The sequence below is a fragment of the Arthrobacter sp. ASL1 genome, assembly GCF_056680475.1.
The window spans coordinates 89,423-103,795 of record NZ_CM155284.1; the positions used below are offsets into that span (position 1 = coordinate 89,423).

At 67.1% G+C, this 14,373-nt stretch carries 9 protein-coding genes and 1 tRNA gene; 7 read left to right on the plus strand and 3 right to left on the minus strand.

Going from position 1 to position 14,373, the window contains the following annotated elements:
- The first annotated feature begins 50 nt into the window (after positions 1-50).
- The 5 genes from trpB (at position 51) to pyk (ending at position 10,263) form a co-directional block, all read left to right on the plus strand.
- Positions 51-1,352, plus strand: coding sequence for a tryptophan synthase subunit beta (gene trpB / locus AC1MEQ_RS00430; protein ID WP_479792959.1), 1,302 nt, complete (start codon positions 51-53; stop codon positions 1,350-1,352).
- On the plus strand, positions 1,349-2,149 hold the full coding sequence (gene trpA, locus AC1MEQ_RS00435) for a tryptophan synthase subunit alpha (protein WP_479792960.1): 801 nt from the start codon (positions 1,349-1,351) through the stop codon (positions 2,147-2,149). The genes trpB and trpA overlap by 4 nt, the downstream gene beginning before the upstream one ends.
- Before the next feature lie 451 nt (positions 2,150-2,600).
- Positions 2,601-7,214, plus strand: coding sequence for a glutamate synthase large subunit (gltB, locus tag AC1MEQ_RS00440; protein ID WP_479792962.1), 4,614 nt, complete (start codon positions 2,601-2,603; stop codon positions 7,212-7,214).
- A complete protein-coding gene (locus AC1MEQ_RS00445) occupies positions 7,207-8,664 on the plus strand; it encodes a glutamate synthase subunit beta (protein WP_479792963.1) in 1,458 nt (485 codons plus the stop codon). Before gltB ends, AC1MEQ_RS00445 begins: the two co-directional genes overlap by 8 nt.
- 60 nt (positions 8,665-8,724) lie before the next feature.
- Complete coding sequence (gene pyk / locus AC1MEQ_RS00450; RefSeq protein ID WP_479792965.1) at positions 8,725-10,263, plus strand: pyruvate kinase; 1,539 nt, start codon at positions 8,725-8,727, stop codon at positions 10,261-10,263.
- Between the two features lie 110 nt (positions 10,264-10,373).
- Here the strand turns inward: pyk and AC1MEQ_RS00455 are convergent, their stop codons facing one another.
- A complete protein-coding gene (locus AC1MEQ_RS00455) occupies positions 10,374-10,976 on the minus strand; it encodes an ANTAR domain-containing response regulator (RefSeq protein ID WP_479792967.1) in 603 nt (200 codons plus the stop codon).
- A 149-nt stretch (positions 10,977-11,125) separates the two neighbouring features.
- Between AC1MEQ_RS00455 and AC1MEQ_RS00460 the strand changes: the two genes are divergently transcribed.
- Positions 11,126-11,209, plus strand: a tRNA-Leu gene (locus AC1MEQ_RS00460).
- 97 nt (positions 11,210-11,306) lie between these two features.
- Here AC1MEQ_RS00460 and AC1MEQ_RS00465 read toward each other — a convergent pair.
- Positions 11,307-11,687, minus strand: coding sequence for a tyrosine-type recombinase/integrase (locus tag AC1MEQ_RS00465; protein WP_479792969.1), 381 nt, complete (start codon positions 11,685-11,687; stop codon positions 11,307-11,309).
- 309 nt (positions 11,688-11,996) lie between these two features.
- Here AC1MEQ_RS00465 and AC1MEQ_RS00470 point away from each other — a divergent pair, with 309 nt between their 5' ends.
- A complete protein-coding gene (locus AC1MEQ_RS00470; RefSeq protein WP_479792971.1) occupies positions 11,997-13,442 on the plus strand; it encodes a hypothetical protein in 1,446 nt (481 codons plus the stop codon).
- Between the two features lie 178 nt (positions 13,443-13,620).
- On the opposite strand, the gene AC1MEQ_RS00475 is transcribed toward AC1MEQ_RS00470, so the two are convergent.
- Positions 13,621-14,124, minus strand: coding sequence for a hypothetical protein (locus AC1MEQ_RS00475; protein ID WP_479792973.1), 504 nt, complete (start codon positions 14,122-14,124; stop codon positions 13,621-13,623).
- Between the last annotated feature and the right edge of the window lie 249 nt (positions 14,125-14,373).

The following is a 14,373-nucleotide window of genomic DNA, read 5'->3' on the forward strand; positions in this document are numbered from 1 at the left end:
CGAACCCGTCGACCCGCCATCCACCCCGCCAGACGTAAGGACGGCCACGCATGAGCCAGACCCCAGAAGAGCCCGACGCAACGACCGGGCAGCCCGCTGATGCCTTCCTGGCCGGACAGCACAGCCTGCGCCACGCGCCAGGCCCGTATTTTGGCGACTTCGGTGGCCGATGGATGCCCGAATCGCTCATCGCCGCCCTGGATGAACTCAACGACACGTTCGAGAAGGCCAAGGCCGATCCGGAATTCATCGACGAGGTCAACGAGCTCAACCGCAACTACTCGGGCCGGCCCTCGTTGCTGACCGAAGCCAAGCGTTTCTCCGAGCACGCCGGCGGCGTGCGGGTTTTCCTGAAGCGGGAGGACCTCAACCACACCGGCAGCCACAAGATCAACAACGTGCTCGGCCAGGCGCTGCTGGCCAAGCGCATGGGCAAGACACGCATCATCGCCGAAACCGGTGCCGGCCAGCATGGCGTCGCCAGCGCGACGGCCGCGGCCCTCATGGGCCTGGAATGCGTCGTGTACATGGGCGCCGAGGACACCCGCCGCCAGGCCCTGAACGTGGCGCGGATGCGCCTGCTCGGAGCCGAGGTCGTCCCCGTGACGGTGGGTTCCCAGACGCTGAAGGACGCCATCAACGAGGCCCTGCGCGACTGGGTGGCCAACGTCGATAACACGCACTATCTGCTGGGTACCGCCGCCGGGGCCCACCCGTTCCCCGCCATGGTGCGCTACTTCCACGAGGTCATCGGCGAGGAGGCCCGGGAGCAGATCCTGGCCCAAACCGGCCGGCTGCCCGACGCGGTCTGCGCCTGCGTCGGCGGCGGCTCCAACGCCATCGGCCTCTTCCACGGTTTCCTCGACGACCCCTCGGTGGCCATCTACGGCTTCGAGGCCGGCGGCGACGGGGTGGGCACGGGGCGCCACGCGGCCCCCATCACCCTGGGGCGGAAAGGCGTGCTGCACGGGGCGCGCAGCTACCTCATGCAGGATGAGGACGGGCAGACCATCGAGTCGCATTCCATCTCGGCGGGATTGGACTACCCGAGCGTCGGCCCGGAACACTCCTACCTGCACGATATCGGGCGTGTCACCTACGAACCGGTCACCGACACCGAGGCCATGGATGCCTTCAGCCTGCTCTGCCGCACCGAGGGCATCATCCCGGCCATCGAGTCGGCCCACGCCCTCGCCGGAGCACTCCGTGTCGGAAGGCAGCTCGCCGAGACCGGCGGCGACCCGCAGGAGAAGACGATCATCGTGAACCTCTCGGGCCGCGGCGACAAGGACGTGGGCACCGCCGCCGACTGGTTCGACCTCATCGACACGCAAGCAGGTGAAGCCAAATGACCCGCATGACCTCCGAGGCTGCGATCGAACGCGCCCGCGGCCAGGGCCGCCCGGCCCTCATCGCCTACCTGCCCGCCGGTTTCCCCGACGTACAGACCACCATCGATGCAGCCGTGGCGGTCGCCGAGAACGGTGCCGACGTCATCGAGATCGGCATCCCCTACTCGGATCCGGTCATGGACGGCTCGGTCATCCAGGCCGCCACCGCACAGGCGCTGGCCCAGGGGTTCCGTGTCGCCCAGGTCTTCGACATCGTCCGGGCCATCACCGACCGCTGCGACGCCGCGGTGCTGGTCATGACGTACTGGAACCCGGTCCTGCGGATGGGCGTCGATGAGTTCTCCCGGCGTCTCGCCGACGCCGGGGGCGCCGGCCTGATCACGCCAGATCTCATCCCCGACGAGGCGTCCGAATGGTTTGCGGCCTCCGACAAGTACGGCCTCGAACGCGTCTTCCTGGTCGCCCCCAGTTCCACCCCCGAGCGCATGGACACCACGGTCAGGGCCAGCAGTGGTTTCATCTACTGCGTCTCCATCATGGGCGTCACCGGCGCCCGGACCTCGGTCTCCTCCGCCGCCCGTGCGGTGGTCGAGGCGGCCCACCATGCCGGCGCCCCGCGTGCCTGCGTCGGCCTCGGCGTCTCGAAGGCGGAGCATGTCCGCGAGATCGGCGAGTACGCCGACGGCGTCATCGTCGGCACCGCGCTCGTCGCCGCCCTGCGCGACGGCGGCGTCGAGGCCGTGGGCGCACTTGCCGCCGAACTCAGCGGCCGCAGCGCCTCCCCGGCGCGCTCCTGAGTACCGCCGAGGACGGCGGGACCCACCCGCCGTCGTCGGCTTCCCCCCACGGTGCCCTACTGCTTGCCCCCACATGGCACCGTGGCGGCCGCGGCCGGGGCACCCTGCCACGACACAATTGCCCGTCGAATGTAAACGTTATGTTTCCGGCAGCGGCCGCGGGTCTTTGAGGTGCTAATCTCCCTTTAAGTTTCCCGCCCGATCGGCACGTCTGCGATCCCGTGGGAACAGCGGAAGCAGCCCCACCGGCCACCACAAGTGGACGCGGCTGCCCTTCACGACGACGTGGACCCGCCGGCCCGGTCCCGATTCGCCATCCCCTGGCATCGACCCCGCCGGCCGAAGGCCACGATGCTCCACACCCCAGGTTCAGCGTCCTTCGGGCCCCCTGCCACCGCCCGCACCCCGTCCTGCCCGACGGGGCCCGGGCATCCCGATTGAGAGGAACCCCATGAACCTGACTGGAGACCAGCAGAATGCCTCGCGAGTCCCAGGCGAGGTCGCGACCTCGCCCTTCACCCGCTTTGCAGCACTACCCGAGGCACAGGGCCTCTACCACCCCGACCAGGAAAAAGACGCCTGCGGGCTGGCCATGGTCGCCACCCTGCACGGCAGGCCCACGCACCAGATCGTGGACAACGCCTTGCGCGCACTTCGCAACCTCGAACACCGCGGAGCCGTGGGCGCCGACGAGGGATCAGGCGACGGTGCCGGGATCCTGACGCAGATGCCCGACGAGTTCTTCCGCGCCGTCGTCGACTTCGACCTCCCCGCCCCCGGCCGCTACGCCGCCGGGATGGCGTTCCTGCCCGATGAACCGGCCGCCGAGGCCGCCACCCGCTCCGGCCTCGAGGAACTGGCCGTCCAGCAGGACCTGCAGGTCCTGGGCTGGCGCGAGGTCCCCATCGACGGCGACCTGATCGGTGCCATGGCCCGCTCCTGCATGCCCCGACTGGTCCAGTTCTTCGTCGGAGTCGACGCAGCGGACAACGGGATCGACACCGCAGAACTCGACGCGCGGGCCTTCCGGCTGCGCAAACGCGCCCAGAACAAGCTCGGTGTCTACTTCCCCTCCCTCTCCTCCCGGACCATGGTCTACAAGGGCATGCTCACCACCGCCCAGCTCGAACCGTTCTACCCCGACCTGTCCGATCCGCGCTTCACCAGCGTGCTGGCCATCGTGCACTCGCGCTTCTCCACCAACACGTTCCCCTCCTGGCCGCTGGCCCAGCCCTTCCGCACGATCGCCCACAATGGCGAGATCAACACCGTGCGCGGCAACCGCAACTGGATGCGTGCCCGGCAGTCCCAACTGGCCGCACCGTTGTTGGGGGAGGACCCCGAGGAGCTCTTCCCGATCTGCACCCCCGGCGCCTCGGATTCGGCGTCGTTCGACGAGGTCGTCGAACTGCTCATGCTCTCCGGGCGACCCATCACCCAGGCGATCATGATGATGATCCCCGAGGCGTGGGAGAACCACACCACGATGGACGAGGACCGCCGCGCGTTCTACCGGTACCACTCCATGCTGATGGAACCGTGGGACGGTCCCGCCGCCGTCTCCTTCACCGACGGCCGGCTGGCCGGGGCGGTGCTGGACCGCAACGGCCTGCGACCGGCCCGCTACTGGGTCACCGATGAGGGTCTGGTGGTGCTGGCCTCCGAGGTCGGCGTCCTGGACATCCCCGAGGAACGCATCGTACGCAAGGGCCGGGTGTCACCGGGCAAGATGTTCCTCATCGACACCGATGCCGGACGCATCGTCGAAGACGAGGAGATCAAGGCCGAGGTCGCCGCCGCCAACCCGTGGCGCGAATGGGTCCAGGAGAACCTCATCTCGCTGGCCGACCTGCCCGAACGCGAGCACGTCTCGCACAACCCCGCCTCCGTCCAGCTGCGCCAGCGCACCTTCGGCTACACGGAGGAGGAGAAGCGCATCCTGCTGGCCCCCATGGCACGCGCCGGGGCCGAACCCCTCGGCGCCATGGGCACCGACACCCCCATCGCGGTCCTCTCCCAGCGACCACGACTGCTCTTCGACTACTTCGTGCAGTCCTTCGCCCAGGTCACCAACCCGCCGCTGGACTCCATCCGCGAGGAACTGGTCACCAGCATGTCCACGTCGATCGGGCCCGACGGCAACCTGCTGGACCTGGAACAGGTCGGCACCCGGCACGTCTCGCTGGACTTCCCGGTCATCACCAACGACGAATTGGCCAAGATCGCGAACATCCGCGGCGCCGACGGCGCCAAGGCCTCGCTGAAAGTCCGCGGGCTGTACCGTCCCGAGGGCGGGGCGGCGGAGCTGAAGAACCGGCTGCAGGAGATCTGCGAACAGGTCTCCGCCGCGATCAACCGTGGCGTGAAGTTCATCGTCCTCTCCGACCGTGATTCCAACGCCCAGTGGGCACCGATTCCGTCGCTGCTGCTGACCTCCGCCGTGCACCACCACCTGCTGCGCAGCGCCAACCGCACGAAGACCTCGCTGGTCATCGAGACCGGCGACGTCCGCGAGGTCCACCACGTGGCCGTACTCATCGGGTACGGCGCCTCGGCGATCAACCCCTACCTGGCACTGGAGACGGTCGAGGAGATGGCCGACGCCGGGATCCTCGGCGGCGTCGGTGTCGAGGCGGCCCACCGGAACCTGATCAAGGCGCTCGGCAAGGGCGTGCTGAAGATCATGTCCAAGATGGGCATCTCCACGGTGGCCTCGTACTGCGGGGCCCAGACCTTCGACGCCCTCGGGCTCTCGGGCGCGGTCATCGACCAGTACTTCACCGGAACCCACTCCCCGCTCGGCGGCGTCGGCCTGGACGTCATCGCCGCCGAGACCGCCGCACGCCACCGCTTCGCCTACCCCTCCGACGGGGTCGAGGAGCCGCACAAGCGGCTCGAAACCGGCGGCGAGTACCAGTGGCGCCGGGACGGGCCGTCCCACCTGTTCAACCCGGAGACGGTGTTCCGCCTCCAGCATGCGACCCGGGAGCGCCGCTACGACATCTTCCAGGCCTACACCCGCGGCATCGACGACCAGTCGAAGGAGCTGATGACCCTGCGCGGGCTGCTCAAGTTCAAGACCGGCGTCCGCGAACCGGTCCCGATCGAGGAGGTCGAACCCGTCGCCGAGATCGTCAAGCGCTTCGCCACCGGGGCGATGAGCTACGGCTCCATCTCCCAGGAGGCCCACGAGACGCTGGCGATCGCCATGAACCGGCTGGGCGGCAAGTCCAACACCGGCGAGGGCGGCGAGGACGTCGACCGGCTGATGGACCCCGAACGCCGCTCCGCGGTCAAGCAGATCGCCTCCGGCCGATTCGGGGTGACCAGCCTGTACCTGACCCAGGCCGAGGACATCCAGATCAAGATGGCCCAGGGCGCCAAACCCGGCGAGGGCGGCCAGCTGATGAGCCAGAAGGTCTACCCCTGGGTGGCCCGCACCCGGCATTCCACCCCCGGCGTGGGCCTGATCTCCCCGCCCCCGCACCACGACATCTACTCGATCGAGGACCTCGCCCAGCTGATCTACGATGCCAAGCGCGCCAACCCGCGGGCCCGCATCCACGTGAAGCTGGTTTCCGGAATCGGGATCGGCACCGTGGCCGCCGGCGTGACCAAGGCGCGTGCCGACGTCGTGCTCATTTCAGGGCACGACGGCGGCACCGGGGCCTCGCCACTGAACTCGCTCAAGCACGCCGGCGCCCCCTGGGAGCTCGGGCTCGCCGAGGCGCAGCAGACGCTGCGGCTCAACGGGCTGCGCGACCGCGTCGTCGTGCAGGTCGACGGGCAGCTGAAGACCGGCCGCGACGTCGTCATCGCCGCCCTGCTCGGAGCCGAGGAATTCGGCTTCGCCACCGCCCCGCTGGTGGTTTCGGGCTGCGTCATGATGCGTGTCTGCCACCTGGACACCTGCCCGGTCGGCGTCGCCACCCAGAACCCGCTGCTGCGCTCGCGCTTCACCGGGAAACCGGAGTTTGTGGTCAACTTCTTCGAGTTCCTGGCCCAGGAGGTCCGCGAACTGCTGGCCGAACTGGGGCTGCGCAGCATCGAGGAGGCCATCGGCCAGGCCCACCTGCTGGACACCGCCGAGGCCATCCGGCACTGGAAGACCGAGGGCCTGGACCTCACCCCGGTCCTCGACGACTCCGTCGGCGGCGACGCACCGGTGCGCAACCTGGTGAAGCAGGACCACCAGCTCGAGGCGCACTTCGACAACCAGCTGATCGAACTCAGCTCCGACGCCTTCGACACCCGGCAGCCGGTGCGCATCTCGCTGGATGTGGTGAACACCGACCGTTCGGTGGGCACCATGCTCGGCCACGAGGTCACCCGCCGGCTCGGCATCGAGGAACTGGCGACCGACACCATCGACGTCACCCTGACCGGCAACGCCGGGCAATCGCTGGGCGCCTTCCTTCCGGCGGGTATCACGCTGCGGTTGAACGGCGACGCCAACGACTACGTCGGCAAGGGGCTCTCCGGCGGTCGGGTCATCGTGCGCCCGGGCCGCGGAGAACGCCTGGTCGCCGAGAAGAACGTCATCGCCGGAAACGTCATCGGCTACGGCGCCACCAGCGGGGAAATGTTCATTCGCGGGCTCGTCGGCGAACGCTTCCTGGTCCGCAACTCCGGGGCCACCGCGGTCGCCGAGGGCATCGGCGACCACGGGTGCGAGTACATGACCGGCGGCACGGCCCTGATCCTGGGGCCGACCGGACGCAATTTCGGTGCCGGCATGTCCGGCGGCACCGCCTACCTGCTCGACGCCGACCGCGGCGCCTTCAACCGACAGGCACTCGACGCCGGGGAGTTGGACCTGCGGCCGCTCGATGCTGCGGACCGCGAGCGGGTCAAGAACCTGTTGACCCGCCACGCGGAGGAGACCGGATCGACGTTGGCCGCCTCCCTGCTGATCGATTTCCCCGATACCGCGGCACGCATGACCGCTGTGGTCCCCGTCAACTACGCGGCGGTGATGGCCACCTTGCAGGATGCCGAACGCGAAGGACTCGACCCGGACGGCGAAACCGTCTGGACCCGGATTTTGGAGGCAAACCATGGCTGATCCCCGCGGATTCCTGACCATCACCGACCGCGTGACGCAACCGCGCCGCCCCGTGCCGGTCCGCATCATGGACTACGCGGAGGTGTACGAACGCCAACAGGACGACGTCCTGAAGGCACAGGCCTCGCGCTGCATGGATTGCGGCATCCCCTTCTGCCACCAGGGATGCCCGTTGGGCAACCTGATCCCCGAGTGGAACGACCTGACCTGGCAGGGCCGACGCGCCGAAGCCAGCGACCGGCTGCACGAGACCAACAACTTCCCCGAGTTCACCGGGCGGCTCTGCCCCGCCCCCTGCGAGAGCTCCTGCGTGCTGGGCATCAACCAGCCGGCGGTGACCATCAAGCAGGTGGAGGTCTCCATTGCCGAGCAGGCGTTCGAGGACGGCTCCGTCGTCCCGGTGCCGGCCGAGCGGCATACCGACCAGACGGTGGCCATCGTCGGTTCCGGCCCGGCGGGATTGGCCGCCGCCCAGCAGCTGACCCGAGCCGGGCACACCGTCGCGGTCTACGAACGCGACGACGCCATCGGCGGGCTGCTGCGCTACGGCATCCCCGACTTCAAGATGGAAAAGGAGGTCCTGGAACGCCGGCTGGACCAGATGCGCGCCGAGGGCACCCGCTTCCGCACCAACGTCGAGCTGGGGCGGGACATCTCCTGGGACCAGCTGCGCCGGCGGTACGACGCCGTCGTGGTGGCCACCGGGGCCACGGTACCGCGCGACCTGCCGATCCCGGGCCGTGAGCTGGAGGGCGTGGAGTTCGCGATGGACTACCTCGTCCCCTCCAACCGGTCGGTGGCCGGGCAGGAGGATCCCGGCCTGATCGACGCAGGGGGCAAGCATGTGGTCATCCTCGGTGGCGGCGATACCGGTGCGGACTGCATCGGCACGGCCCACCGCCAGCAGGCCGCATCGGTCACCACGTTGGCGATCGGCAAGCAACCGCCGGGGGAGCGTCCGGGGCACCAGCCCTGGCCGATGTTCCCGACATTGTTCGAGGTCGCGTCGGCGCATGAGGAGGGCGGTGAACGCACCTACCTCGCATCTACGGTAGAGTTCCTTGGAGAGGACGGTCGTGTGACCGGCGTCATGGTTTCCGAAACGGAATTCATCGACGGTGCCCGTCGGCCCAAGGCCGGGACGGAGCGCGTGATTCCCGCCGACCTCGTGCTTCTGGCCCTGGGCTTCACCGGGCCCGAACCGGCTGGCCTGGACGAACAGGCCGGGATCGATTTTGATGACCGGGGCAACGTCGCCCGTGACGGTTACTACATGACCAACACGCCCGGCGTGTTTGCTGCCGGCGACGCCGGCCGCGGACAGTCGCTGATCGTGTGGGCCATCGCGGAAGGGCGCTCCTGCGCCGCCGCGGTGGACAAGTACCTGATGGGCGAAACCCGGCTGCCCGCCCCCGTGGCGCCAACCGACCAACCCATCGACATGATCTGACGGGGTGCGGATCCGTTCGCATCCCTCTTCCGGACGAGTAAAGGCGGATAGGCTTTCGGTATGAGACGCGCAAAGATTGTGGCCACTTTCGGGCCGGCCATTGGGACCTACGAAAAGACGCTGCAGGCGATCCAGGCCGGTGTCGATGTCGCCCGGCTGAACATGAGCCACGGCGAGTACTCGACCCACGCAGAGAATCTGGCGAACGTCCGGCAGGCCTCGGAAGAGCTCGGGCGTCCAGTCGGCGTGTTTGCCGACCTGCAGGGACCCAAGATCCGACTGGGCCGCTTCTCCGACGGCCCGCACCTGCTGGCCGCGGGCGACCGGTTCACCATCACCATCGATGACATCGAGGGCACCAAGGACATTTGCTCGACCACGTTCAAGGGCCTGCCCCAGGATGTCGCCGTCGGTGACCGGCTGCTCGTCAATGACGGGCGCGTGGCACTGCGCGCGGTGGAGGTCGATGACCGCAATGTCGTCACCGAGGTCGTCACCGGGGGAGAGGTGTCCAACAACAAGGGCATCAACCTTCCCGGGGTGGCCGTCAACGTCCCCGCGTTGAGCGAAAAAGACGAAGACGACCTGCGCTGGGCGCTGCGCGCCGGGGTCGACATGATCGCCCTGTCCTTCGTGCGCAACGCCTCGGACATCCAGCGCGTGCACGAGATCATGGAGGAGGAAGGCCGGCGCCTGCCCGTCATCGCCAAGATCGAGAAGCCGCAGGCCGTCGACAACCTCGAGGAGATCATCGACGCCTTCGATTCCATCATGGTGGCGCGTGGCGACCTCGGCGTGGAGCTCCCATTGGAACAGGTCCCGCTGGTCCAGAAGCGCGCCGTCGAGCTGGCCCGCCGGTGGGCCAAGCCGGTCATCGTGGCCACGCAGGTCCTCGAATCGATGATCGAATCCCCGACGCCGACCCGCGCCGAGGCCTCGGATTGCGCGAATGCCGTCCTCGATGGTGCCGACGCGGTCATGCTGTCCGGCGAGACCTCGGTGGGTGCCTACCCGATCGAGACGATCGAGACCATGGCCCGCATCATCACGGCCACCGAAGACCACGGGCTGGAGCGGATCCCGCCCCTGGGGACGCGCCCGCGGACCCGAGGCGGCGCGATTACGCGTGCCGCTGTGGAGATCGCGGACCAGCTTGACGCGAAGTACATCGTGGCCTTTACCCAATCCGGCGACTCGGCCCGCCGGCTCTCGCGTCTGCGCCCGTCAAAGCCGGTGCTCGGGTTCACCCCGTTGAGGCAGACCTACAACACCCTGACGCTGGTCTGGGGTGTGCAGCCGCGTCTGGTCGCGTTCGCTGACCACACGGACAAGATGACCGCCCAGGTCGACGAGGCGCTGCAGAAGGAGGGGCTGGCCGAGGTCAACGACATGGTCGTCATCGCCGCCGGGTCCCCTCCCGGACAGGCCGGATCGACCAACTCCCTGCGCATCCACCGCGTGGGCGACATCGCCGATGCCGGACAGCTGTTGGACGGCAGCAAGACGCAGTCGCCCAAGGAGAAGGTCGGCCCCTGGCGGACCAAGGAGCAGGCGGACGATGACCACGCCGCACTTCGCCGCGAGGAGAAGGGCGACTAGTTCCCGCCGGGGCCTGCGCCCCCCACTGAGAATTCCGACGGCGGTCGGCCCACCGAAGTGGGCCGACCGCCGTCGGGCTCTGTGTGGAACGTTGCCGCTGGAGACTTTTGTTACTTCACCTGGGCGATGATCGTCTCGGCGACCTCGCGCATGCTCAGTCGGCGGTCCATCGACGTCTTCTGGATCCAGCGGAAGGCCTCGGGCTCGGTCAGGCCCATCTTTGTGGTGAGGACCGACTTGGCGCGCTCAACCAGCTTGCGGGTGGCGAACTGCTCCTGGAGGTCACCGACCTCCTTCTCCAGCGCAATGATCTCCTCGTGTCGGGACAAGGCGATCTCGATGGCGGGGATGAGGTCGTTCGGGCTGAACGGCTTGACGACGTAGGCCATGGCGCCTGCCTCGCGGGCACGCTCAACCAGTTCCTTCTGGCTGAAGGCGGTCAACAAGACGACCGGGGCGATGCGTTCCTTGACGATGGTCTCGGCAGCGGTGATGCCGTCCATGACTGGCATCTTCACGTCCATGAGCACCAGGTCCGGGCGGTGCTCGCGCACCAATTCCACCGCCTTCTCGCCGTTGTCCGCTTCGGCAACGACCTCGAACCCCTCTCCGGTGAGGATCTCGACGATGTCCAGCCGGATGAGCGTTTCGTCCTCTGCGACAACGACCCGGCGGGCGGGCGTCGACGTGGCCTCGGGGGCGGCTTCTGTCATGGTGTTACTCCTGGCTGCCCGGGGAACGGGGCGGTGGGTTCTTGGATTCCTGATCAAGCCTATCGGCATGTAGAGTTGTTTAGCGCAACGCATCCCTGTGATGTTTTCCTTGTCGTCACGGCGGCATGGACTCCGGGGACGATGTGCAGGCCCGAGTGGCGGAATGGCAGACGCGTCGCACTCAAAATGCGATATCGAAAGGTGTGTGGGTTCGAGTCCCACCTCGGGCACCAACGGCCCCGATCCCTTGCACGACAAGGGATCGGGGCCATTTCTTTTATGCCCCGCGCTCGCCGTGGTTTTCGGTTTGGTGGTAGTTCTGGTGGTAGTTCAGTCATAGAACGCCTTCTCCATCTTCTCCGCGGCGTCCCGGGCCAGCTTGGGGATGACGTGGGAGTAGGTGCCCAGAGTGAGGAGGATCGTGGAGTGCCCGAGGATCTCCATGGCCACGCGCGCGGGCACTCCCTGGGCGAGCATCATGGTCGCGGCGGTGTGCCTGGCGTCGTGGAGACGGACTGCAGGGACGCCGGCGGCCGCAATCAGCTTCTTCCACTGGTCGTTGTCGGCGGCGTCCCCGATGGGCCGGCCGTAGCGACTGGTGAAGACGGGGTCGTAGCGGCGCCCGTCCTGTTCGTAGCCGACCCAGTGGGGGCCTTCCCGCAGGCGGGTTCGGTTCTGCTCGAGGCGGTGGGCCTTGAGCCCGCGGAGCATGCCGACGGGCAGCGTGATGGTGCGGCTGGAGCTGCTGGTCTTCAGGTCTCCGAGCCGGAGGGGGTGGCCCCCGTTGGCGCGGAACCAGGCGCGGGAGATGCGGATGGTTCCGGCGTCGAGGTCGACCCTGTCCCACTAGAGCCCCAGGGCCTCGCCCTGCCGCAGTCCAAGGGCCAGGGCCATAGACCACCGTGCGGCGTTCCGTGGGCGCTGTAAGGGCCGTCCTGTGCTGCCAGCGGGTTTGGCTGCAACGGGGTAACGAAGACCGGTAAGGGTTCATTCACTGCGGTCAATGACCTCGATTCGGCTGTGCAACGCCTTTTTCAGACCAAGGCTAGCGACGACCTGAATGACTTCTTCTCCTACGTCTTCGCAGGACGGGAAGGAGGCGGGGAAGCCGCACGCGGCGAGATCCTCCAAATGGACGAAGCCGTGGCCGGACTTGTGAAGTCCGGAAACACGGAAGACGCGGCTGCAGGGTTCGAGCTCTTGTACGACAAAGCGTCGGCCATGTACGTCCCGGTCAAGGACATCATCGACCTGATGCCCACGTACCGGGACGCGATCTTGGATGCCATGACCGCGAACGGCGAAACGCAGGTATCTCAGAAACGCCTTGCTGAAGCGATGCGCAACGGTGTCCCAGCAGCCAACGAAGCCGCCGGCGGCACGGATTCCCTCACCGGCGTGATGGACAGCGCATCGACGGCCGCCGCGGCCAGCTCCGAGAGCCAGGAAGCCTTGGCAGACCGCCTCGAGGAAACGGGCGTCACGACCGAAGGCGTCGTCGAGGACATGCAGAACTTCGTGGACCTGCTGTTCCAGACCGGCATCCTGACGATGTCCACCCGGGATGCGCAATTCGCTTACGGGGAGCAGCTCCGGCAAGTCGACGAAGCGGTGAAAACCATCACCGATTCGGGCGGCAAGATGGGCAGCATCCTCAACAAGAACAAGAGCGACTTCAACGAGAACACCGATGCCGGGAAGCTCGCCAACGACACGTTCCAAGGTCTGGCACGCGGGGGCATGGAAGAAGTCAGGGCCATGGCCGAAGAAGGCGTTGGGCAGGACAAGCTCCAGGCGAAACTAGGCCAAACGTACAGCGACCTTGTAAAAGCAGGCGAGGGTTTTGGGCTGTCGGAAACGGCGACGAAGAAGCTCGCCCGAGAGGTCCTAGGCGTCCCGGACGGTGTGAAGATCAGCTCTTGGATGTCCACAAGGGCACGCGACGAAGCCGAGCAGACAAAGGCGGCGGTTGGCCGGGTTGATGGGACGACAGCGAATGTCTACCTGAACACGCACAAGACGACGTTCGTTGACGTCAAGCGTTCCGACTCCGTCAATACGGGCATGGGCACTCTTCGCAAGGGGCCGGTCCGTAACGAGACGGGCGGCAAGCTGCCCGGGTTCGACGGCGGTGGCCAGCTCCCGGCCTATGGGCTGGGGACCGACACGATCCTCGGGCTGGACTTCAAGACCGCACAACCCGTCGCATGGTTGGACGACGACGAATGGGTCATCAACGGGGCGAACTCCTGCAAGTACGACCGGGAGCTCGCCGCGATCAACACCGGCACGTTCCCGAAGTTGCCGGGGTATGCGGACGGACGGGCGATCAACACGGCCCCGCCGTCGTCCTTTGTCCCAACGGTGGTGAACAACTTCTACACCTACAACCCCGTCGCTGAGGCGGTGTCGAAGACCCGGGAAAAGAACTCGGCCCACCTGGCGATCGACACTGGAGGCTTCTGATGTACACCCTCGACGGGTTGCCCCTGGACGACCCGCAAGGGCGTTGGTACCTCAACGACAAGACGGGGGCCCGGAACATGCCGGGGGAATGGCCAACGGCGCCACCCTCCCCGGCAGGGACGGGAACCTCCCATCCCTCGGGTCGCGCTTCGAACCAGGCCTCGTCCCACTCGGACTCTCAATCCGCAGGGCCATCCACGCCGACATGATGGCCGGCATCGAAACCCTCTACGTCGTCCTCGGCCAACGCCACCGCCTTATGCCCCTCGTCCAGGACTACGGCAACGGCCAAAAACGCGAAGCCATGATCGAGGTCCTCACCCAAATCGACCCCGAACGTCTCCTCACCGGTTTCTCCCGCGGGCTCGAACGTGCTCGCCAACGTGGTTAGCAACCGCGGCTCTGGCCCGATGTTCACCCTCAACCCGGACTTCACCACCGGGGCTGGCCGGTTTCGGCTGACCGTAAAGGGTGTCTTCAACGAAACCACGGCCCCATTGGTTACAGCCCGGGCTAAACGGTCATCCCCATAGGCGTGGTGACGCAGCAGCGCGAAAGGAAAACCATGAGCGAGATTATCGCGCCCGCCGAAATACTTTCGGGCGTCGCGCATCGATTGCGAGCCATCGTCCAGGGGATCGATGAAACCGAGGTCGAATCGCCTGAAGGATGGGGGAAACATCTACTGGCGCGGACTTTGGTGCAGGGAAATTGAAGGAGCTAAAGGCATTCGTCGTAAACCTCTTAGCTTCCTCAGACAAGGCCCAAGGCGCTACGGCATCAAATCGGGTCGCTGATTCGCAAGGGAAGCGAGGAGTTCCCACGCGATGGATCTGACGGACGCGGGGACGGGGCTCCCCAAAGCGGTTAGATCTTCTTCACCTTCGAAATGCTCGGGGAGCTGCGCGTTGGGGACTAGTGGTATCGGGCC